Raw genomic sequence first — 21,633 nt, forward strand, 5'->3', positions numbered from 1 at the left:
ACCGGCAATAGCCGGTTTGTTTTTAAGGAGTACAAGTGGAATATCAGTTAATCACTGAGCAAGGGGCGTTGGATACATTTGTCGACGCGATCAGCAATGCAAAGGTGCTCGCCATCGACACCGAGTTTATGCGCCGCCGAACACTTTATCCAGAAATTGCCTTATTACAGGTTTTTGACGGCCAGCACCTGGCACTGATCGATCCGCTGGCAGAGTTAGATTTAGGCGCCCTTTGGGCATTATTGCAAAAGCCCGAAGTGTTAAAGGTATTACACTCGCCCTCGGAAGACATCGAAGTATTTCAAAACTTTGCTGGCTTTGTCCCGGCGCCACTGTTCGATACCCAGTTCGCCCTGCAGCTGTTAGGCTCGGGTAACTGCGTCGGTTTCGCCGCCATGGTGAATGTGCGCTTGGGTATTGAGATCGACAAAAGCGAGTCACGTACCAACTGGCTGCAAAGACCACTGCGTGATAGCCAGCTTACCTATGCCGCTGCTGATGTTGCCCATTTACTGCCTTGTTTCGAGCAAATTGTGGAAGAAATCAATGCCAAGGGTTGGTTCGATATCGTTATTGCCGAGTCACAATTAATTTCTCAAAAGCGTGCATTTACTACCCCGGATGAGCTTTTATACCGAGATGTGAAAGGGGCCTGGCAACTTAACCCGAGGGACTTGGCGGCACTGCGTGAGTTGGCCATGTGGCGACGAGAAAAGGCACAACGTAAAAATCTGGCACTGAATTTTATCGCAAAGAAGCAAACATGGTGGAAATCGCCAAACGTCGCCCAAGCTCTTTGAACAGCATGCGCAACATTCCCGGTGTTGATGCCATGGAGGTTAATCGCTCGGGTCGCGAAATGCTCGCCTGTATTGAGCGCGCCAGGGAGTTAAGCGAGGAACAGTTACCGGCTCGGGTCATGCGTTTGATGGATTATCGCGGTTACAAGCAGGCCGCCAAGGACATCAAGCAAAAGATCACCGCGGTGAGCAAAGACAGCGGTATCCCGGCTGATGTGTTTGCGAGTAAAAAGCAAATAAATCAGTTGATCAGTTGGAACTGGAAGTTAACCGATGAAGAGCGTCAAATACTTATGGCGCCGGATATTTTACAGCCATGGCGCAGTGGCTACCTTGTCGAGGTATTGAACAAGTGGGTGCCGGGCGCGCAGGAGTAGGGTGCAGAGTAAATGAAGTACCAAGGAAAAATCGAGCAATGGAATGATGAAAAAGGGTTTGGCTTTGTGCAACCCAATGGTGGGGGCGAGCGCTTATTTGTGCATATCAAGGCCTTTAAGAAAAGGACGCGCCGCCCTCAAAACGGTGATTTAATCGTTTATCAAGGTGCCCGAGACAAGCAAGGGCGTGCACAAGCGGTGGATATCAGTTTTGCGGCCGATCATAAACGCCGGGCAAAAAAAAGACCGGGACAGACAAGGACGCTAGGTAATCTCACCGTAGCAGCAGGTTGCCTTTTTATTGTCGCTGCGATTTTAGTTGGCAAGTTGCCACTGTGGTTTGTGCCGCTTTATTTATTGTTAAGCCTTATCACCTTTATTGCTTACGGGCGTGATAAAGCGAAGGCCCAGAACAACCAGTGGCGCACACCGGAAAGCACGCTGCAGGTGTTGGCTTTACTCGGTGGTTGGCCCGGTGCCTTTATGGCACAAAATAAATTTAGACATAAATCTAAGAAGGGCTCTTTTTTGTTCGTCTTTTGGCTCTGCGTATTGGTCAACCTGGCGGCCGTGGCCTGGTTGTGTGGCAGTGACGGTCAAGTCTTACTCGACAAGATTAGCGCTAGCTTGTACTAGCGCTTTTGCCGTCATTGGCAATTAAAAATGATATGAGTAACTCATGACTATACTCTCCGAGCCCGGATTGGTTTCGCCAAACCCGGCATTGGAAATATGGCCTATTTCCGCGCGAACTCGGTGCTCCTTGGTGAGTTTGTATTTAGTGAATAGATAACTATAGAATTCAAGGTCGTAGCCCAATGAGTCCAGGTTATGGGCATAACCCACATGACTGGCTATGCCCCAGCTCCAATCATCATTGATGGTAAAGGCTTTAGCCGCACCTAGGCCGTAATATTTTTGATCGTGCTCGGCAATTATCACCAGCATTCGTGGTTGCAGTCCCCACAAGTCCTGCACCGGCTTAAGTTCATAGTCGGCATGAAGGGCAAATTCATCGAATTCATCAAATATGGCCCAACCGGCAATACCAACACTCACCGACAAGCTTTCATCGGCGGCGTTCACGGGTAAGGTAAATAAAGCGAGTACTGCAACACAAGGAATAGTTCGTTTCATCAAAGCGGCATCCGTAAAATTTATTAGGTTCTAACTAATTGTCTTTTTGTCCGTGCGTTCCATACTGGCTAACACCGCCTTAGCCAGATCCGTCCCTTAATTTAGTGTTGTCGCAATCGGCGAACTTGTCCAGCGCGATAGCAAAGACCATTTTCTTGTTTGCTAATGCGTTGTCGATTTAATACTCGACTAGGTAATCCCGAATCTGTATGTTAAAACATCAAAAATTATAAATAACAGGGATATCAGATGATTAGGTTGTTGGTGTTGAGCATGTCACTATGTGTAGTGGTGAAAAGTTGGGCTTTGGATGTTGCTACCTTGACCCCTATCGAGAAAGTCAGTGTCGCGTATGCAGGCTTTAAAGAGCCGATGGACTTTAACGTTACCTTACCGGCCAGCTATGCTAATGAGCCCGATAAGCGTTATCTGGTGTTGTTTGATCCACACCCGCGTAGCCAACCTCACCTCAGTGGTTTACAGGATTGGCTCAGTCACAATGGCGAATGGCCCTGGCTGGAAACCCTGGTAGTAACGCCTGCTTCCTATCACAGCGAATATGCTGCTTTGTTTAATAAGACGGCGGAGAATCCAAGTGATGCCGAGTTGCTGACATTTCTTGAGACTCAGGTGTTGGCGCAAATAGACAAAAAGTACCGCACCCACGACTTTAGAATTTTTAGCGGCTTTATGGGTAATGGGGCGTTTGGTCTCTATGCCTTACTTAATCGTCCACAGTTATTCGACGCCTATATTATTGCCTCGCCTTCATTGGCCGATGACTTTTTGGCGATAAGTTCAAACGCCAAAACTCAGTTGCCTAAACTTAACGATAAAATGCGCTTTGTGTATTTGGCCATGGGTGAGCATAGGTATGAACAGGGTAACCGAGAAGACACAATGGCCTTTGCCGATGCGCTTGCGGAATATGCACCCGCAGAGCTCGAATGGCATACACATCTTAATGATAAGCGCCATTATATGAGTCGCCCCGTCTTGGCGGTCGTTGAGGCAATAGAATTGCTATTTGCAGATTATCATACCCCGCTGGCGCCAGACTCGGCCATTTCACAACAGGGCGTTGACGCCATTATTGCGCATTATCAAGTCTTGTCTACACGTAAATACGGCTTTGAGGTCTCGGCGCAAAGCTCTTTGAAGGCATTGGCTAAATCTAAGCTTGATAGCAATCCTGATGAAGCGCTGGCCATCTACGAAAAGGTGATTGCCCTGTACCCAGATTCCGCTTATGCCTATGCGGATCTGGCCGCAGCCTACGACGGGCTTGGGCAAATCGACAAGGCCATTGCGCTGCAAACAACGGCGGTTGAGAAATCCAAGAACATGGTGCCGTGGCATCAGAACAATCTGCAACAGCATCTTGCAGCCTATAAGTCGAAATTAGCCACTGAACGCTCGGAATAAGTCGACTTATGGCAAGCATGTGAAACTTGGCACAATAAAAAAGGAAGCACCTTGGCTTCCTTTTTTTGCACCCAAAAAAACGATTATCTTTCTTCGTCGGGTAGCGTTACGTTTAGCTCTAATACCGCTAAATCGTCTTCATTTTGTTCCAGCTGCACCTGCACGGCATCGGCATCGATGGCGACGTACTTGCGGATCACATCAAGAATATCTTGCTTAAGTTGCGGCAAGTAATCGGGTGTACCGCGCTGTGACCGTTCGTGAGCGACTATGATCTGCAGTCGCTCCTTGGCCATTGAGGCGCTGGTTTTCTTTTCTGAACGAAAATAATCGAGTAAAGACACATTATCCTCCAAAAATCCGTTTGAATAGGCCGCGTTTCTCTACATCCAAAAAGCGGAACTCAATTTGTTCACCAAGCAGGCGGTTAATGGCATCTAGATAAGCTTGGCCGGCATCCGACTCGTTGTCCAATACCACGGGCTGGCCCTGGTTCGATGCGTTGAGTACCGCTTGCGACTCTGGAATAACGCCTAGTAGGTCGATGGCAAGAATATCGTTAACGTCTTCTACCGACAGCATTTCTCCGCGCTGTACACGCTCTGGGTTATAACGGGTCAGGAGCAGGTGCTCTTTTACCGGCTCCAGGCCTTCTTCGGCTCGGCGTGATTTGCTCTGCAAAATGCCGAGGATGCGATCCGAGTCGCGAACCGATGACACTTCCGGGTTAGTGGTAACAATGGCTTCATCGGCGAAGTACAGGGCCATCATGGCACCGGCTTCAATACCGGCCGGTGAGTCACAAACGATAAAGTCAAAATCGTTCTTTAACTCGTTAAGGACCTTTTCAACGCCTTCTTTGGTTAGCGCGTCTTTGTCACGCGTTTGCGATGCCGGTAGGATATAGAGCTTATCGACGCGCTTATCCTTGATCAGTGCCTGGTTAAGATTGGCTTCGCCATTGATAACGTTGACGAAGTCATAAACCACCCGGCGCTCACAGCCCATGATCAAATCCAGGTTACGCAGGCCAATATCGAAATCGATAATCGCCGTTTTAAAGCCCTTAAGAGCAAGGCCAGTACCAATTGCAGCGCTAGAGGTTGTTTTGCCTACGCCGCCTTTACCAGAAGTAACGACAATAATTTTTGCCATGAGTTTTATCCTTTAACCAAAGCTGATATATGAAGTGAGTCTTGGCGTTGGCGAATGCAGGCGGCTTGCCCCCATAGTTCACCTTGCAGTGAGTCACTGATCCAATAACTGCCGTTCACTGAAACCAATTCGGCCTCGAGTTTTTGACAGAAGATTGTGGCGTTTTTATCACCCTGCGCGCCGGCAATGGCACGACCACGCAAGGTGCCGTAAATATGAATATGGCCATCGGCGATCACCTCGGCGCCGTGACTTACCGCGCCAAGCACTATCAGATCCCGACCTTTGGCATACACCTGTTGCCCAGAGCGCACCGTGCCTTCCACAACCATGGTTGGTTCTGGCTCGGCTGTAACTGCGGGTGCAACTGCGGGTGCAACTGCGGGTTTAGAAGGCGTCTTGACTGGTGCTTTGGCCTGCTGATTATCTTTGGCGTAGTTGAGCACAGAAAAACCGGCCGTTTTAGCCTGCTGATGTTGTTCATCCGAACCACTGCAGACGCCCACGGGATTAAAGGCTAAACGTTTTAGCAGTGCGTGCAGTTGAGAAAAGTCGAGTTCGGCGCCATCGAGCGCTTCAAGATTGACAACAATAGGGGCACCGGCGAAGAATTTAGGTGCTTGGGAAATTTTGGCATCAAGCTGTTCGCTCAATGCGCTCAAATCAGATGTTAGCAGGCGTAACACCGACAGCGTGAAGAGGTTCCCTTTTAATTCGAATAATTGTTCCGACATAAGCGCTCGTACTTGTGTGGCCTGTTATTAATTATCACCAAGAAAAGTCGGTACAAACTTGCAATGGGGCTGACTTTGGTTAGGCCTTGGTGTTGAGCTTTGGCCACTAAACTTACCACATGATTTAGCTCTCATGGTATAGTGTCAAGGTGTGTTTCGCAACAACTTAAAGGCCCTAACCATGCTGTGCGCAGTATATAAGAGTAAGAAAAAAGCAGATACCTACCTTTACTTGCCAAAAAGAGATGATTTTTCCGATGTTCCACAACCGCTTATGGACATGTTTGGCACACCGCAATTTGTTATGTTGATTAATCTGGCAACAAAAACACAGCTAGCCTTGGCGGATCTTGCTAAGGTTAAGGAACAATTAAGTGAGCAGGGGTTTTATTTACAGTTACCCCCGCCAACCGAAAACATGTTGGACGAATTTAGAAAGCAAAATGGAGTAGAGCGTGATTAAAAAAATCAGCAAGTATTTAGCCAGCGCCTTTAAACCCGCAACCCTGTCTAGCCTAAGCCTGGCAGTGGCGGCGACGCTATCCTATCCCACTCTGGCAAACTCGCAGATAAAAAGTGTTGAAGAGCAACAAGTCGCCTTTGACGCTTATGTTACCAAGCTAAAAGATGAAGCCTTGGAAAAGGGCTATAGCCAGGAGCTGCTTGATACCGCGTTTGCCACCATCAAGTTTAAGCCTAAGGTGATCAGCGCCGATAAAAACCAGCCCGAGGTAAAAGAAACCCTCGAGACCTATTTACCTAAGCGTGTACCTCAGTGGAAGATTGACAAGGCCCGTGAGCTGTATAAAAAGCACCAGGGGACCTTGGAAAAAATAGCTACAGAGTACGGCGTTCAGGCACGCTTTATCGTTGCCTTGTGGGGCTTAGAAAGTAACTTCGGGCGTATTCAGGGCGGTCATCCTGTTATTTCCAGTTTGGTGACTTTAGCCTATGACGGCCGCCGCGAGGCCTTGTATAAGCGCCAGCTCTGGGCCGCACTCGATATCCTTAAAGAAGGGCATATCGATCTGGAGCACTTTAAAGGTTCATGGGCCGGTGCCATGGGGCAGACGCAGTTTATGCCAACCTCCTTTAACGCCTATGCGGTGGACTATAACGGCGACGGTCGCAAGGATATCTGGACAACAGAAGAAGATGCGTTTGCCTCTATCGCTAATTACTTAAAGAGTGTGGGCTGGAATGACGAGCTAACCTGGGGCCGCCAGGTAAAACTCCCTGCAGATTTCGACACACAGGCGATCTTGCAACGTGGCACCCGCACCCACAAGCAATGGCTGGAGCACTGGTCTGATTCGGAGCGCTCCCTAAGTCAGTGGCAGGAACTGGGCCTTAGACGCATGGATGGCACGGATTTACCGCAGCGCGAAATCACCGCCGCCTTAGTGATGCCCGATGACATCAAGGGTCGCATGTACCTGGCCTATGATAATTACAAGGCGCTGATGAACTGGAACCGTTCATACTACTTTGCAACCAGTGTCGGTTATTTATCGGATCGCATCGCCTATCCGGCCATTAACTAAGGCTCTAGGTTTTGTTATACTACGCCCCGATTAATTGGGGCGTTTTTTATGGTAGATGATAAATTTTGGCAGACTAAAACCTTGGCGCAAATGAGCGACAAGGAATGGGAAGCCATTTGTGATGGTTGTGGCAAGTGTTGTCTGAACACCTTTATCGACAGTGAGGATGAAGATGACTTTAGTCCCACGGATCAGCTGCGTCCCGGCGAAGAGCTGATATTTACCAATATCGTATGCCAATATTTGGATAATAAAAGCTGCAGCTGTACGCAGTATGAGAAGCGTCAAACCCTAGTGCCCTCGTGCGTTAAGCTGACCAAGGACAATATTGCCGATATCTTTTTTATGCCTAAAAGCTGTAGTTACCGACGGTTACAAGAGGGGCGGGGACTGGCTAGTTGGCATCCGCTGTTAAATAAAGGCAAAAAGTCAAAAATGCATGCGGCGGGGATCAGCGTACGCAATAAAACGGTAAAAGACTCGGATGTTCCTCTTGAAGAGTTTGAAGACCATATTGCCGAATGGCCAACCTATGATTGCGATTAAGGTATCCCGGTAGCGTTTAAAGGGTTACTTCATAATGACTTCACGCATGCGGTATTGACCGGTCAGCGTTCTGATCTTGGGGTATTCTTTGGAAATTTTGCGGGAGTTCTCTTGGTTTTCCTCGCCCCACTTTTTCATAAAGGCCTGGTACTTTTCCTTGTTTGGTTCAAGGTCGGCGGCATTTTCAAACCACACCACTAACACTAAATTGAAATCGCCACTGATGGGTAAATCACTGGCATAGATTTTCCAATCTTTAATGTATCCAAGCTCTTTCTGCATTTTTACTGCTTTGACCCAGGTGTCACGCAGTCCTTCTAAGTAAAGATCGCCCATATTGGGATCAACTTTGACTGTGGTGACCTCAAGAATCGATGTGCCCAGATCGTAATCTTTATAGACTTCGAGTTCAGCATGTACATTGCTAGCGGCAAAGGTCAGCACTGCACTGAGTAACAAGGCATACCTGTTCATATCATGTCTCCTGTATTGTTTGTTGCACCGGTGCAAACAAACGCCTTTAGTATAGGGTGTTTGGCTATGGCTGCTTGTTTTTTATTCGATCGTACCTTCCGCATTGGCGATACTCGGGGTTAACCAAGGTGCAAGTATTGAATTATATAGCTGGAACGTTCCAGTTATTTTTTTGTGACCTTGTTAAATTGCTGTGTAGAATCAAAATCAACAAGTAGACGGAGAATGATTCGTGAGTGAGATAAACAACAATCAGGCCTACGTTGCAGCGACAGAAAAAAACAGTAACTACACTTTGCCGCTTGCAGCCATGACCACCCTGTTTTTTCTATGGGGTTTTATTACAGTTCTAAATGACCTTCTTATCCCGCGCCTTAAAGCGGTATTCGATCTCAGCTATACGGAAGCCATGCTGATCCAGTTTTGCTTCTTTGGTGCTTATTTTATTATGTCCTTGCCGGCCGGTTACCTGGTTAAACGGTTCGGCTATAAAAATGGCGTGGTCAGCGGTTTGTTGATCGCTTCAACCGGCTGTTTATTGTTTTACCCTGCGGTAGCGGTACATGAATACTGGTTGTTCTTAACCGCCTTATTTGTTCTGGCGTCCGGTGTGACCATCTTGCAGGTGTCGGCAAACCCTTATGTTGCCGCACTTGGTCCCGCGAAAACCGCACCCAGTCGTTTAAACCTGGCACAAGCATTGAACTCGCTTGGTACCACGGTCGGCCCTATCGTTGGTAAGTTTTTACTCTTTGGTGGCAGTGCCGCACTGGCAGCCGAAGCCGCCACCGCCGACAGTGTGAAGGTGCCCTATCTAATGTTGGCAGCGGCACTGCTCACCATCGCCGTGGTGTTCGCCATTTTGAAATTGCCGGTCATTGAATCCCACAGTGAAGAGTATGATTGCAAAGCAAAAAACCACTCTTTGACCGAAGCGCCACACCTGGTGTTTGGGGTATTGGCTATCTTTTGTTATGTCGGTGGCGAGGTTGCCATAGGCAGCTTTTTGGTGAACTATTTCGGTGAGGCGCACATTGCCGGACTGCAAGAGCATGAAGCAGCGCACCTGATTGCCTATTACTGGGGCGGTGCCATGGTCGGGCGCTTTATCGGCTCGGCGGTATTGCAAAAAGTGGCGGCGAACAAGGCGCTGCTATTTAACGCCTGTGCCACCATATTATTATTGGTGATCAGTATTAACAGCAGCGGTAAGTTGGCCATGTGGTCTGTGCTGGCGATTGGTTTGTTTAATTCCATCATGTTCCCGACCATCTTCACCCTGGCTATCGACTCACTGAGCTCGTTAACCAGCCGTGGCTCGGGTTGGTTGTGTCTGGCCATAGTCGGTGGGGCACTGGTGCCCTTACTGCAAGGTTATATGGCCGATAGCATTGGTCTGCAAACCAGCTTCTACGTACCCCTGGTATGTTACGTATTTATCGCCTGGTACGCCATGAGCCTGCCGAAGCTACTCGGTCAGTGGCGTAAAAAACTAGATAACTAATTACTTTCGTTACGCCCGGCGTACTTGAATGCACGCCGCGGTGTTATCTAGGGCCGACAAGTTTTAACGCTTGTCGGCTTTTTTGTGCCCGCTTGTGAATACGTATTCATAAGCCGATGGGGCAACATTGACTTGGAACGTTCCGATTTTTGGGGTTGACGATACGCGGTAAGTCCGAATTAAAATGCCGACACTTTGGTATCGGCATGAGCATGTCATAGCAGCACTTTAAAGTTGCGCTCTAGGTAAATCGTATTATTGGCTAGCACCAACACACAGGGCATAGGTCGTCAGTGTGCGCTTGCCAGCGGAATTAAAGTCCCCGGTGATACGCCATCCGCCGTCGCTGATTGGGTAGCTAGCGAGCACGCTGCCTTGTCCTCCTGCCAATAAATGTCCGCCGCCGACAACACGGTCACCGCTAAGGCAATATCTATCGTCGGTTACACTGCGGAGATTGTTACTGGTCTCGATGACACCGCTACTGCGGTAGGTGTTCAAGGCCGTAACGCCAGCTGCATTGGTGGGTTCACAGGTTACATCGCCGTTTTCGAAGATCTCACGTATTGAGGAGCCTGGCTCGCAAATGCCTGTGACCCGAGCCTGTTTTGTTTGCAGCTCGGCACTAACTATAAGCAATTGTTGCTCTAATTCACTGGCGCGCTGCTGTAGCGCGGAGATATCCGTATCATTAGCATCGATACGGGCATTGATGGTGACTATCTCTCCTTGGATGGCCGTGATCAGCGCCTGCATGGCCGCATCCGCAAGGACCAAGGCGGCGATATCGTTTTCATTTTGCGCTACGCGTATTTCTAATGCCGTCAGATCTGTTCTCAGGGCATCGATCAACTGACCCTGCAAATCTTGAATCGCCGTTAAGGTGGCAATATGATTTTCATTGGTGGTTACGCGCATTTCCAATGCGGTCAGTGCGGTCATTAGAAAATCGATTCGTGCGTTCTGTTCCAACTGCTCCTGCTCTATGAGGTCGAGGCGGTTGTTAATAAGGGCGATGGCATCGCCTAACTCCATTTCAAGAATATCGATGCGCTCGTTGATGGTTTTAAAGGGTTGTCCATTGGTGCTACCTTGCTCACCGCCTCCAGGAGCGGCGTAGACTGAAGTTCCCATTGCGAGACAGAGCGCGGCACTCACCATAGTTAATTTATTCATTGCATGTCCTTTAGAAATTGTTTCTTTAACAACGAACAAAGGCGCAACAGCTAAAATGCTGCTCATAAAGAAATACGTCGATTATGTGTATACGTCTTAAGATGATTCAGCACTAGGGCTGAGTTAAGCCTCAGAGAATATAGTGGCAAGGGCAGCAGGGTGCAAATTACGGTGATGATATTAAATTAGAACTTAACCAGTTATTCTTTATAATTCATATCCTTGCAAAATAATGATATAAATTTGATTGTGATTATAAATGAAGAGAGACGATGAATATTAATTTAGTGCCGTTATTTGGTGGGGTTGTCTTTGCAGCTGTTGGTGCGTATATCCTTTTCGACTATTACCGTTTTAATAAAAGTGCTCTTAAAACACAGGGCAAAATAATTGCCTATGATGAGTATCTCAGCAAGAACTCGGATGGACACCAACGCATGCAATATCGGCCGCATTTTGAGTATTCGGTCAATGGCCAGCGTTTTGTGGTTATCTCAAAAACGTCCTTTAACAGCAAAGTGGTCCCCGTAGGGCGTACGGCCGAGGTGTTATACCAGCGTGGTGACGAAGCCAATGGCCGCCTGGCCAAGGGCAATGGCTATGTGCTGGGCCTTATCTTTGTTGGCCTTTCGGCTCCCGCCTTGTACTTTGGACTCGGTGGCTAAGCACAGCCGCCGTCTTATTAAAGCACCTTAATCCACTTCTGCCGCTCAGTGCCTGACTGCGGCAGTAACTCTGCCAAAGTCGTCCCCATACGGAAATAACCTGTCCTTTTGTCTGAGTAAATCCATATAAGACATTTGTATGACATTTGTAACTAAAGTGTATTATTTGCGCAACACGGCTGTCACTTTCGTTCTCTAGACTTTCGCTCATCTTACATTCGTGCCGGAAATCCGGTACAGCATTAAGCTCAAAATAAGGTGTATGCGATGAAAGGCGTTAAACCCCTGATATTGGCTTCACTGGTGGCTGCTAGCAGCTCACAGTTAATGGCCAATGAACTTCAGACAGTTAAACAAAAAAGTGGTGAGATCAACCAATTAGCCACGCAATCTCAAACAAAAATAGACACGATTGCCGACAACATGCAAACCCGTTTGCAAAAGTTTAAGGCACTCAATAAAGAGATCGATGGCCTTAGCGTGTACAACGCTCAGCTAACCAAGCAAGTGGCCAACCAGGTCGAAGAAATGGCCAATATCAATGCCTCTATGGATCAGGTATCGGTGATTGAGCGTCAAATCACGCCGCTGATGCTGCGTATGATCGAAGGCCTTGAGCAGTTTGTTGCCCTGGACGTGCCTTTCCTTACACAAGAGCGTAACGAGCGCATTGCCAAGCTGAGTGAAATGATGGACCGCGCCGATGTCACATCGAGCGAAAAATTCCGTCGTGTCCTGGAAGCCTACCAGGTGGAAGTGGACTATGGCCGCACGATCGAAGCCTACACCAGTTTACTGGATGTCAATGGCACCGAGCGCGAGGTGGACTTCCTACGCATCGGACGTCTTGAGCTTATTTACCTTACCCGCGATGGCAAGCAAGCCGGTGCCTGGGACAAAGAGCAAAAAGCCTTTGTTAACCTGCCGGACTCAAGCATTAGCCAAATCAGCAAAGGCTTACGCATTGCTCGTAAGCAGTTAGCCCCAGACATGTTAACCCTGCCTGTTCAAGCTGCGGAATAAGAAGGTATTGACGATGAAATTAGTGAAAAAATTTACCCAAAGCGCCGCATTAGTGGCCACTATGGCAATGTCGCACGCGGCGATGGCCAATGACGCCATGGACCTGGACGCGCTATTAAAGACCCTACAGCAGGGCAAGATTGCTCAGTCTCAAGAAAACCAGGAGCGTGAAAAGGCCTTCCTGGCCCGTCAAAGCGAGCAACTGCAAATGTTGCGCAGCGCCGAGCAAACACGTAACGCCAAGCTGCAAGAGTCTGAGCGTTTAGAAACCGCGTTTGAAGACAATGAAGTAAAGCTGGCACAGCTAAGCGACACCCTGCAAAACCGCATGGGTACGTTAAAAGAGCTATTCGGTGTGCTGCAACAGGTAGCCGGCGACAGCTCAAACAAGTTTGCCACTTCAGTGGTGTCTGCCGAGCTGCAAGGTCGTGATGTGTTTATGGACGAGCTGGCGCAGCAAATGGGCTCAACCTCTAAACTTGCTTCTATCGAAGACATCGAGCAGGTGTGGTTCGAACTACAGCGCGAAATGACAGAGCAGGGCAAGGTATCACGCTTTAACACTGAAGTGATCGTCGCCGGTGGCGCCAAAGAGAACAAAGAAGTATTGCGTGTCGGTGCCTTTAACCTGGTTGCCGATGGCAAATACCTTGAATACAACAATGTAACCAATACCTTGTCTGAGCTGACGCGTCAGCCGGTTGCCCGTTACACCTCAAGTGCCGCCGAGCTACAACAGTCAAAAGACGGTTTTGTGCAGTTCGCCCTGGACCCAACAGGTGGTTCTATCCTAGGCCTATTGGTACAAGCCCCTGATACCGAAGAGCGTGTACACCAAGGTGGCACGGTAGGTTATGTGATCCTTGCGGTAGGTGCCTTGGCACTGATCATCGCCCTTGAGCGCTTTATCTCACTTATGCTTATCGGCGGCAAAATCCGTCGTCAGCTTAAAGACAGCGTAGCTCGTGATGACAACCCGCTTGGCCGTGTGATGAAGGTTAAAGATCAGTATCCCGATGTAGCCCACGACACATTAGAGCTGAAGCTATCGGAAGCCATCCTGCGTGAAATGCCGAAGATCACCCGTAACCTGACGCTGATCAAGATCATCTCTGTGGTAGCCCCACTGCTGGGTCTACTGGGTACGGTAACCGGTATGATCAACACCTTCCAGGCCATCACCTTGTTTGGTACCGGTGACCCTAAACTCATGGCCGGCGGTATCTCGCAAGCTCTGGTAACTACGGTATTGGGTCTGGTTGTGGCCATCCCAACGGTATTCCTATACACGCTACTGAATACGCGCTCTAAGAACCTGCTGTTGATTCTACAAGAGCAAAGTGCCGGCCTGATTGCTGAGCGCAGCGAAAAAGGAGCGTAAATCATGGTGCTATTGATTGATTGGATCAATGCAATTCGTGATTTTCTCGACACAGGTGGCCAGGTTCTCCTGGTCATCGGCATCCTCATCTTCGCCATGTGGTTGCTAATACTTGAGCGCTTTATGTACTTCTTCGGTGGTTATGTGAAGTACAAAAAATCGGTGCGGTCCGATTGGTACAACCGTCCGGAGCGCAATAGCTGGAATGCCGAGCAAATTCGCCAAGCGATGATCTCAAGAGCTGGGATGAAACTAAACACCAACCTGGCTTTGATCAACGTGATGGTGGCCTTGTGTCCACTGCTTGGTTTGTTAGGTACGGTTACCGGCATGATCGAGGTATTCGATGTCATGGCGGTTACTGGCACCGGCAGTGCTCGCTCTATGGCCTCGGGGGTGTCCAAAGCGACCATCCCCACCATGGCTGGCATGGTTGGCGCGCTATCCGGGGTATTTGCCTCGACCTTTTTACAGCGCCGCGCCAAACGAGAAGTCGAATTGTTAGAAGACAAGATGGTCCTGGACCACTAAGTTGCGATGATTATCTGCCTGCGCTTTGGCGCAGGCAAGGAGAGTAAAATGAGAGCCCCATTAGGTAAAATTTTTCAAGAAGAAGAAGCCGAAGAAATCAACATGACGCCCATGCTCGACGTGGTCTTCATCATGCTTATCTTCTTTATCGTTACCGCCTCGTTCGTTAAAGAAGCGGGTATTGATGTAAACCGCCCTGAAGCCGCCACCGCGGTGAAGAAGGAACGTGCCAGCATATTGGTGGCCATTTCCGATGAAGGCGAGATTTGGATCAACAAGCGTCAGGTAGACGTACGTGCGGTACAGGCCAATATCGAGCGCCTAAAAGCGGAAAACCCACAGGGTAGTGTGGTGATCCAGGCCGATAAGAAGGCCACCACGGACACCTTGATCAAGGTAATGGACGCCGCCCGCGCCGCCGGTGTGTTTGATGTATCCATCGCCGCGCAAGAAGCCTAAGGAGCGATAGATGCGTTATTTAATCGCTTTAATTATCGCCGCGGTCGTGACCTTTATGCTGTTTTTGGGCATGCAGGCGCTGATCAACGGCGGTGAAGGTGCGATGACCGAACCGGCCAAAGGCAACGTGCTTGACTTCGTGCGCTTAAAGCAAGAAGAAACGGTGGAGAAGAAAGAGCGTAAGCCGCAAAAACCACCGACACCCAAAGAGCCACCGCCGCCGTTGGAGTCACCGCAAACACAAAGTAGCGATGCCAATGCCAGCAATGCCAACTTCGACTTTAGCGCCGATATCAGCGCCGATGTTGACCTGGGTAATGGTTTGGCACTGGAAAGCAGCGACGGCGAATACCTGCCGATCGTTAAGGTGTCGCCCGTGTATCCGCGTCGCGCCTTATCCCGTGGTATCGAAGGCTATGTGATCGTTGAATTTACCGTGACCAAGCAAGGCACGGTGCGCGATCCCAAGGTGCTCAAGGCCGAGCCCGAGTCAATCTTTGACCGTGCCGCCATGGATGCCGCGCTGAAGTTTAAATATAAGCCGCGCATCGTCAATGGCGAAGCGGTGGAAGTAGGCGGCGTACAAAACCGCATCAGCTTCGAGATTAATGGTTAATAAACTGTGCCCTGCGGGGCACAGGTTGCGATTTTAGAGGTTTACTATGAACAAGTTGAACTCACTGTTTCTTTTTGCCGGCTTAACATCGGCAACCTTAGTGCTGCCGAGCATGGCCAGCATGATCCCGGGTGTGGCCCTGGCCTCTGCCCATGCCGAGCAAGGCGAGCAAAAGACCAAGCGCGTACCGGCGCTGCGCGATAAGGTGTACAGCCAACTGGCGCGGGCGCAAAAAATGGCCGATGACGGCGATGTGGCCGGCGGTCTGGCGGCATTGGATTCGGTGAAAGAGCGCTCATCAAGCATGAACGCCTATGAAAAAGCCATGATGTATAACTTCTACGGCTTTATCTATTACAACGAAAACCGTTTGCCCGAAGCCATTAAGGCGTTTGAGCAGGTGGTTGCCGAAGACGCCATTCCCGAGTCGTTGCAGTTGAGCACCTTGTTCTCGTTGGCGCAGTTGTCGATGGCCAATGAAGACTACCAGGGCTCGGTTGCCTATCTAAATAGATGGGATAAGGTCAATACCAAGCCCAAGCCGGACAGCTATTATGTGCTTAAGTCTCAGGCCTTCTATCAAATGAACAAGTATGATGACGCCCTTGGCGCCATCAACACGGCCATTACCCTGGCCGAAAAAGACGGCAAAACCCCGAAAGAAAACTGGCTGGTCTTGCAGCGTGCCCTGTATTACTCGCTGCAGCAGCCGAAAATGGTGGTCAGCGTGCTGGAGAAGATGATTGCCTTATACAACAAACCGGAATACTGGGTACAGCTCAGCGGTATGTACGGCGAAGTAGGGCGTGAAAAGGATCAGTTGGACACCATAGAAGCCGCATACCAGCAGGGTTATCTCAAAACCAGAGGGGACCTTCGCAACCTGGCGCAAATCTATATGTTTAACGGCTTGCCTTATAAGGCTGCCAAGGTAATGAAACAAGCCCAGGCCAAGGGCATCATCGAAGACAATGTCAAAAACAATGCCTTTATCGCCGAAGCCTATGTGCAGGCTAAGGAAGAGCGTAAGGCCATCGGCTTCTTTGAAAAAGCCGCAGCGGCTGAGCAATCTGGCATTTATGATCAGCGCCTGGCCGAGGTGTATATCAACCTTGAGCAGTTCTCCGAGGCAGCCGATGCCGCCCGTGAGGCGCTGGATAAGGGTGGTCTGGACTTTGAATCGAACGCCTATGTGGCCCTGGGGATGGCGCAATTTAACCTGCAAAACTTCGATGCTTCTATTTTGGCATTCGAGCAGGCTGAAAAGCACAAGCGCTCGGAGCGTTTAGCCCAACAATGGATCAAATACGTGAAGAACGAAAAGTTACACGCAGAGACATTAAAACAAGCGCTTTTATAATCTTTAAATTATTTTTATTGTTTTATTATTATTTCTCAATTTTAGAATAAAAATAACGTTTTCTTGAAATATAATCGCAACACCAAAGCCGCCTTAGGGTGGCTTTTTCCTTTTTTACAATAACTTATAAAATATTTACATTGTCACTGTTTCTTTAAATTTATGTCACCCGAGTGTCATAAACCTTCCGTATCTTAACCATCAGCTAAATAACTGCGCTAACAATATAAAATTTTTGAACTACGGAGTTTATGATGAAACTTTCAGACTTTTTCAAAGTCAGCCTTGTGGCTTCTGCTGTAACACTTGCTGCCTGTGGTGGCGATGTGAATATTACCCCTACTAACATAGATAACAGTGTGGACAATTCGGTAGACAATTCTGGTAATGGCGGTACTGGTGAAACGCTAAACTGTGCCAGCTATACCCTGGACGGTGCTGAATTCACCGGTGAAGCAGAAGGTGCAAACTGTCTGTACAGCCAGGCGTTCGCTAGCAACGCTAAAGAAATCACAAGCTCATTTGTTATTCCTGCTCTAGACAATAACGGTGCTCACATTTTTGAAGGCGCACTATTTATCGGTGATGATGTTGATACATCAACGGGTGCTGTTATCGATGGTGACGGCCCAACGCTAACGATTGAAGCGGGTGCAACCATTGCCTTCACCAAGCCTGAAAGCTTTATTCGTATCGCTCGTGGCGCAAACATCGAAGCAATTGGTGAAATAGACAAGCCAATCATCTTCACCAGTATTAAAGAAGTAGACGGTGATGACACCACTACGGCTCAAATCGGTGACTGGGGTGGTGTACAGATCAATGGTCGTGGCCATTCTATCCGTTGTTCTGCGGACGCTGCGGCGCAAGACATGTGTAACCACTCAGCTGAAGGTATCGTTTCATACTATGGCGGTAACGATCCAGCGGATAACAGCGGTGTCCTTAAGCACATCGTTATCAAATACGCAGGTTTCGGTGTTGAAGGTGACGAGCTAAACGGCCTAACACTTAACGCGGTAGGTTCTGGTACAACAATCGACTACGTACACGTGCACAATGGTTTTGACGATGGTATCGAACTATTCGGTGGTAGCGTTGACCTTAAACACATCGTTGTTACAGAAACAGGCGATGACGGTATCGACTGGGATGAAGGCTGGAAAGGTAACGGTCAGTTTATCCTGGTACGTTCTAACCAATACGGTAACCACGGCTTTGAGACAGATGGTGCTAAAGTTGACCCGCTATCAACAGACGGTCAAAACCTGGTAACAACCGTTTCTAACCCAATCATTTCTAACGCTACCGTGGTTACTACGGGTGACCAGGGTGCCGAAGGTCGTCGTACTGGCGCCGGCATGGAAATGAAAGAATGGGGTAAAGCGCAACTGGCTAACATGCTGTTCGTTAACTCTTCTTCTGTAGATGGCGCTGGCTGTTTTGACCTGTACAACGAAAAAGACCTATCAGGTGCAGCGGGCGTACACGCCAATGCAAACAATGGCGATATTGCTTTCATGAGCTCGGTATTTGCCTGTGGCAAGAACTTTGAAACTGTGAACACTGCGCTAACAGGTGACCTAGCGGGCTTTGATGCTCAGACATGGTTCACGTCTGGCGAAAACAACCAGCTTATCGGTTTTGCTGATTTCGCGAACGTAGTTGGTGCCGATGGCGTATCTACTAAAACGTCAATGACTGATGCCGATGGCAACGTAGTAGCCGTAACTGCAAAAGACATGAGTGCGGTAAATTCTTTCTTCACTAACGCTGGTTATGTTGGTGCGCTTCAAGAAGGCGAAACTAGCGAGTGGGCTCAGTTCGTAGCTGCATCACTTGCTCGTGCTGATAACTAATCTAGACCAGTTCTGATGTAAAAAAGGCGCTTCGGCGCCTTTGTTCAAGGAATTTCCGGTTTAGAGGATGAAATTATGAAACAATATAAGCAGTTTAAAGCGAACTTAATTACTTTATCCATGCTCTCGCTTTTCTCTTCTTTTTCCTCTTACGCAGCAGATGCAGAAGATGTGATTAATGAAGATGCCATCGAGGAAGTTGTGGCCACTGGGACACGCTTGAAAGGGAGCGCCAGTGCGGTAATTGAGGAGCGTAAAAATCAGGCATTCGTTGCCGATATCATGGGCTCAGAGCAAATCTCCCGTACCGGCGACAGCGATGCGGCATCGGCGTTACGCCGTGTAACCGGCCTGTCCCTGGTAAACGATAAGTTTATTTATGTACGTGGTCTGGGTGAGCGTTATTCAAGTGTGCGTTTAAATGGTGCGACGGTACCAAGTCCTGACTTGACCCGTAACGTCATCCCTTTGGATATCTTTCCATCGAGCATTATCGAATCACTGGCGGTGCAAAAAGCCTATTCACCGAATATGCCGGCAGCCTTTGGTGGTGGTGATGTAAACATTCGCACCAAGAGTATCCCGAGCGATATGGTGTTTAAATTCGAAATCGGTGCTGCCTATAAGGACACCAACGATGAAGGCTACACCTACAATGGTGGCGATGATGATTGGTTAGGTACCGATGACGGTACACGTGCCATGCCAACCTTGGTTAAAGATGCACTTAATACTTATGTGAACGGTTTGTCGGATATCTCTATTCGTAATATTCGCGAAATCGAGTCACAACGTCTGGGTTCCGATATTGGCCAGGACGCTGCCATTGCAATCAATAAGCAATTAACTAAAGCCCTGCCTCGTGATTTTGGCCTGGAAGAAGAAAGCCTGGATCCGGACTTCGATGTGAAGGCCGTCTATGGCGACCGCTTCGATGACCTGTTCGGCTTGGGCGGTTCATTCGGGTTTTTAACCTCGGTTGCTTACGAAAACGAATGGTCTAACTCAGAGCAATTCAGTGCGGTACTGTCTTCTGTCGATGCGTCAGAATTTACATGTTCACAAGACGATTTCACTTGTTACTCGGCCTCGGATAAAAAAGTATCAACCAAGCATAATGTTAAGTTGAATACCTCGGTGAACCTTGGTTATAAGCTTGACGGTCACGATCTTACCGCGACCTACATGAAGCTACGCGATAGCGAAGACGAAGCCTCGGTATCACTGTACCAGGAGCCGTCTAAGTCTTTGAGTATTGCCGATGGTCAGCTGCAGCGTAGCCATCTCACCTCGTTTGAAGAGCGTGAACTCGATATTCTTCAACTGCGCGGAATGCATAACCTGGATTGGGGCTTTTTATCGGGTATTGGCATCGATTGGCAATACACCGACTCAGAAGCAACCACGGAAATCCCAGGTGAGCTGGAAGTGACGGTTCGTGATGAGTATGAAAATGGTCAGTATAAGCGTACCTTCTATAACGGCAGTCTGGGTGGTAACCCTTATCTGTATCGCTTTGTCGATTTAGAAGACAAGGTTGAGAACTGGGGTGTGAATGTTAATAGGGCATTCTACTTTGAAGGCGGCAACCTTGAGTTGGCTGGTGGCGGTTACTTCATTGAGAAAACCCGTGATTATCGTACCGACTTCTTTAACTACCGTTTTGGTCAAACGCAGTCGTTAGAGTTGGCGCAATCGGAAGAAGAAGCGCTGTCTATTGGTAGCTTTTTCAAGGATGACAGCGTAGTTGACAACACCGAAGTCGAGTTGTTGTTCCAAGAGCCAACTGCAGACGATTACCTCGCGGCGCAGATGATTGATGCTTACTATGGCTCATTCGATCTAACGTTCGCCGAAGACTGGCGTTTAAGTGGCGGTGTACGCTATGAAGACTTCCGTCAAGTGGCGTTGGCGTTCTCACGCTCGGCGTTTGACCCAGCCCTACTTGAAGACAAGCTAAGTGCCGAGGCCATTGAGCAGGCAACCGTGATGGAAGACGAGTACTTCTCGTCACTGTCTATGACTTACAGTCAAGAGGGTTACCAACTGCGCTTTGGTTATGGTCGTACTGTAGTTCGTCCAGACTTGCGTGAACTGAGTCCGGTACAGTTCCAGGACCCATTAACCGATTATCGTACATTGGGTAATCCGTTCTTGAAGTCGAGCCACCTGGACAACTTCGATGCCCGTGTTGAATTCTACATGGACAACGGCGATAACTACTCTGTGGGTGCCTTCTATAAGGATATAGATAAGCCGATTGAAGCCTTGTTGACCGAAAGCGATGGCCGCTTCACACTGCAATTTGATAACGCCGATAACGCCTATGTCTATGGTATTGAGGCGGAGTGGTTAACCGAATTGCACAGTGATTTGCTCGGTGGTGCCTTCTTCACCTCGGGTAACCTGACGGTGAGTGATTCAGAAGTAGAAATCTTGGAATCACAACGTGGCGACTTGACTAATCTTAAGCGCCGCATGACAGGTCACTCTGAGTATGTTGCTAACTTGCAGTTGAACTATGACTCGCACAACGGCATGCATCAAGCATCACTGATTTACAACGTATTCGGTGACCGTATTCTCGCCGCAGGCGTGAATAACTTTGATGATGCTTATGAGCAGCCAATGCACTCACTCGATTTGGTATACAGCTACTACCCAACGTTTAACACCACGGTGACGTTCAAAGCCAAGAACATGCTTGGACAAGACTTTGAAGTGGAACAAAACGATGTGCTGATCCGCGAAAGTGAAAAACCGATGGAGTTTAGCTTAGACTTCGCTTACGAATTCTAACCCTTAGCACCTAAATTAAAAACCCAGCAGTTGCTGGGTTTTTTTATGCCCGAAGCCTTGTCACAGGC

The 21,633-nt window shown here is 48.7% G+C and carries 21 protein-coding genes and 1 pseudogene; 16 read left to right on the forward strand and 6 right to left on the reverse strand.

Annotated elements, in window-relative coordinates; translation table 11 throughout:
* Nucleotides 1-35 precede the first annotated feature (35 nt).
* Both rnd and C2M36_RS09400 read left to right on the forward strand, forming a co-directional pair.
* Nucleotides 36-1,177 (forward strand): annotated as a pseudogene (rnd, locus tag C2M36_RS09395) (ribonuclease D).
* Between the two features lie 12 nt (nucleotides 1,178-1,189).
* Nucleotides 1,190-1,813: a DUF1294 domain-containing protein gene (locus C2M36_RS09400; protein ID WP_105188944.1), complete on the forward strand. Its 624-nt coding sequence runs from the start codon at nucleotides 1,190-1,192 to the stop codon at nucleotides 1,811-1,813.
* Between the two features lie 21 nt (nucleotides 1,814-1,834).
* Here C2M36_RS09400 and C2M36_RS09405 read toward each other — a convergent pair whose 3' ends face one another.
* The gene (locus C2M36_RS09405; protein ID WP_105254676.1) at nucleotides 1,835-2,314 is read right to left on the reverse strand and encodes an acyloxyacyl hydrolase; all 480 of its coding nucleotides are present in this window, start codon (nucleotides 2,312-2,314) and stop codon (nucleotides 1,835-1,837) included.
* Between the two features lie 249 nt (nucleotides 2,315-2,563).
* Here C2M36_RS09405 and C2M36_RS09410 point away from each other — a divergent pair, with 249 nt between their 5' ends.
* Nucleotides 2,564-3,739, forward strand: coding sequence for a tetratricopeptide repeat protein (locus C2M36_RS09410; protein WP_234399136.1), 1,176 nt, complete (start codon nucleotides 2,564-2,566; stop codon nucleotides 3,737-3,739).
* A gap of 83 nt (nucleotides 3,740-3,822) precedes the next feature.
* Here the strand turns inward: C2M36_RS09410 and minE are convergent, their stop codons facing one another.
* The 3 genes from minE to minC are packed head-to-tail and all read right to left on the reverse strand — an operon-like array spanning nucleotide 3,823 to nucleotide 5,628.
* The gene (gene minE / locus C2M36_RS09415) at nucleotides 3,823-4,083 is read right to left on the reverse strand and encodes a cell division topological specificity factor MinE (RefSeq protein WP_105188942.1); all 261 of its coding nucleotides are present in this window, start codon (nucleotides 4,081-4,083) and stop codon (nucleotides 3,823-3,825) included.
* 1 nt (nucleotide 4,084) lies between these two features.
* Entirely contained in the window at nucleotides 4,085-4,894 is an 810-nt protein-coding gene (minD, locus tag C2M36_RS09420; protein WP_105188941.1) for a septum site-determining protein MinD, read from the reverse strand.
* Between the two features lie 5 nt (nucleotides 4,895-4,899).
* Nucleotides 4,900-5,628 (reverse strand): septum site-determining protein MinC, encoded by a 729-nt coding sequence (minC, locus tag C2M36_RS09425; protein WP_105254678.1) that lies wholly within the window; start codon nucleotides 5,626-5,628, stop codon nucleotides 4,900-4,902.
* A 181-nt stretch (nucleotides 5,629-5,809) separates the two neighbouring features.
* On the opposite strand from minC, the gene C2M36_RS09430 reads away from it, so the two are divergent.
* From C2M36_RS09430 to C2M36_RS09440, 3 genes are all read left to right on the forward strand, one after another.
* A complete protein-coding gene (locus tag C2M36_RS09430; protein ID WP_105189319.1) occupies nucleotides 5,810-6,091 on the forward strand; it encodes a YcgL domain-containing protein in 282 nt (93 codons plus the stop codon).
* A 91-nt stretch (nucleotides 6,092-6,182) separates the two neighbouring features.
* Nucleotides 6,183-7,172, forward strand: a complete 990-nt coding sequence (locus C2M36_RS09435; RefSeq protein WP_233998386.1) for a lytic murein transglycosylase — start codon at nucleotides 6,183-6,185, stop codon at nucleotides 7,170-7,172.
* A gap of 48 nt (nucleotides 7,173-7,220) precedes the next feature.
* Nucleotides 7,221-7,718: a YcgN family cysteine cluster protein gene (locus C2M36_RS09440; protein WP_105254679.1), complete on the forward strand. Its 498-nt coding sequence runs from the start codon at nucleotides 7,221-7,223 to the stop codon at nucleotides 7,716-7,718.
* A gap of 24 nt (nucleotides 7,719-7,742) precedes the next feature.
* Here the strand turns inward: C2M36_RS09440 and C2M36_RS09445 are convergent, their stop codons facing one another.
* Complete coding sequence (locus tag C2M36_RS09445; protein WP_105254680.1) at nucleotides 7,743-8,192, reverse strand: hypothetical protein; 450 nt, start codon at nucleotides 8,190-8,192, stop codon at nucleotides 7,743-7,745.
* Between the two features lie 232 nt (nucleotides 8,193-8,424).
* Between C2M36_RS09445 and C2M36_RS09450 the strand changes: the two genes are divergently transcribed.
* Nucleotides 8,425-9,696, forward strand: a complete 1,272-nt coding sequence (locus C2M36_RS09450) for a sugar MFS transporter (RefSeq protein WP_105254681.1) — start codon at nucleotides 8,425-8,427, stop codon at nucleotides 9,694-9,696.
* Between the two features lie 255 nt (nucleotides 9,697-9,951).
* On the opposite strand, the gene C2M36_RS09455 is transcribed toward C2M36_RS09450, so the two are convergent.
* On the reverse strand, nucleotides 9,952-10,872 hold the full coding sequence (locus C2M36_RS09455) for a hypothetical protein (protein ID WP_105254682.1): 921 nt from the start codon (nucleotides 10,870-10,872) through the stop codon (nucleotides 9,952-9,954).
* Between the two features lie 272 nt (nucleotides 10,873-11,144).
* On the opposite strand from C2M36_RS09455, the gene C2M36_RS09460 reads away from it, so the two are divergent.
* The 9 genes from C2M36_RS09460 to C2M36_RS09500 all read left to right on the forward strand — a co-directional run bounded on the left by C2M36_RS09460 (nucleotide 11,145) and on the right by C2M36_RS09500 (nucleotide 21,565).
* Entirely contained in the window at nucleotides 11,145-11,537 is a 393-nt protein-coding gene (locus C2M36_RS09460; RefSeq protein ID WP_233998368.1) for a DUF3592 domain-containing protein, read from the forward strand.
* A 267-nt stretch (nucleotides 11,538-11,804) separates the two neighbouring features.
* Complete coding sequence (locus C2M36_RS09465; RefSeq protein WP_105254683.1) at nucleotides 11,805-12,560, forward strand: DUF3450 domain-containing protein; 756 nt, start codon at nucleotides 11,805-11,807, stop codon at nucleotides 12,558-12,560.
* A 61-nt stretch (nucleotides 12,561-12,621) separates the two neighbouring features.
* On the forward strand, nucleotides 12,622-13,941 hold the full coding sequence (locus C2M36_RS09470) for a MotA/TolQ/ExbB proton channel family protein (protein ID WP_442792647.1): 1,320 nt from the start codon (nucleotides 12,622-12,624) through the stop codon (nucleotides 13,939-13,941).
* A 3-nt stretch (nucleotides 13,942-13,944) separates the two neighbouring features.
* Nucleotides 13,945-14,472, forward strand: a complete 528-nt coding sequence (locus C2M36_RS09475; RefSeq protein ID WP_105188934.1) for a MotA/TolQ/ExbB proton channel family protein — start codon at nucleotides 13,945-13,947, stop codon at nucleotides 14,470-14,472.
* 48 nt (nucleotides 14,473-14,520) lie between these two features.
* On the forward strand, nucleotides 14,521-14,931 hold the full coding sequence (locus C2M36_RS09480; RefSeq protein ID WP_105214017.1) for an ExbD/TolR family protein: 411 nt from the start codon (nucleotides 14,521-14,523) through the stop codon (nucleotides 14,929-14,931).
* 10 nt (nucleotides 14,932-14,941) lie between these two features.
* Complete coding sequence (locus tag C2M36_RS09485) at nucleotides 14,942-15,547, forward strand: energy transducer TonB (protein WP_105188932.1); 606 nt, start codon at nucleotides 14,942-14,944, stop codon at nucleotides 15,545-15,547.
* Nucleotides 15,548-15,593: 46 nt separating this feature from the next.
* The gene (locus tag C2M36_RS09490; RefSeq protein WP_105188931.1) at nucleotides 15,594-16,907 is read left to right on the forward strand and encodes a tetratricopeptide repeat protein; all 1,314 of its coding nucleotides are present in this window, start codon (nucleotides 15,594-15,596) and stop codon (nucleotides 16,905-16,907) included.
* A gap of 251 nt (nucleotides 16,908-17,158) precedes the next feature.
* Nucleotides 17,159-18,766, forward strand: a complete 1,608-nt coding sequence (locus C2M36_RS09495; RefSeq protein ID WP_234399137.1) for a hypothetical protein — start codon at nucleotides 17,159-17,161, stop codon at nucleotides 18,764-18,766.
* Between the two features lie 75 nt (nucleotides 18,767-18,841).
* Nucleotides 18,842-21,565 carry a TonB-dependent receptor domain-containing protein gene (locus C2M36_RS09500; protein ID WP_105254686.1) on the forward strand — a complete coding sequence of 908 codons (2,724 nt, stop codon included), beginning with the start codon at nucleotides 18,842-18,844 and terminating at the stop codon, nucleotides 21,563-21,565.
* The last annotated feature ends 68 nt before the right edge of the window (nucleotides 21,566-21,633 follow it).

Origin of the sequence: Pseudoalteromonas sp. T1lg75 (assembly GCF_002964705.1) — a bacterium.
Taxonomy (GTDB): domain Bacteria; phylum Pseudomonadota; class Gammaproteobacteria; order Enterobacterales; family Alteromonadaceae; genus Pseudoalteromonas.